The organism is Psychromonas aquatilis, from assembly GCF_038155185.1.
Classification (GTDB): Bacteria; Pseudomonadota; Gammaproteobacteria; order Enterobacterales; family Psychromonadaceae; genus Psychromonas; species Psychromonas aquatilis.
In genome coordinates this window covers 1-256 of sequence record NZ_JBAKAZ010000213.1, presented here as the reverse complement: position 1 = coordinate 256, position 256 = coordinate 1, and the positions used below count along the sequence as shown (strand labels likewise).

At 46.1% G+C, this 256-nt stretch carries 1 protein-coding gene; it reads left to right on the top strand.

Going from position 1 to position 256, the window contains the following annotated elements; translation table 11 throughout:
- The coding region (locus tag V6256_RS15380; RefSeq protein WP_341599126.1) for an aconitase family protein at window positions 1-256 on the top strand (256 nt) is incomplete at both ends.

The window sequence follows — 256 nt, the reverse complement described above, 5'->3', positions numbered from 1 at the left end:
CAACAAACATCAAAATATCTCGAGCTAACAGGCAGAACCCAAGAGCAAATCGATATCATAGAAGCCTATGCAAAAGCGCAAGGTATGTGGCGAAGTGAGTCGCAACAAAAAGCTGAATACCACGCGCAAGTCAGCCTCGATTTAGAGCAAGTGGTACCAGCGATTGCAGGGCCTATACGCCCACAAGACCGAATTGATTTAGTCGATGCAGCACCCGGTTTTGAAGACTGGATCAATCAACAAAACGAGCTAACAA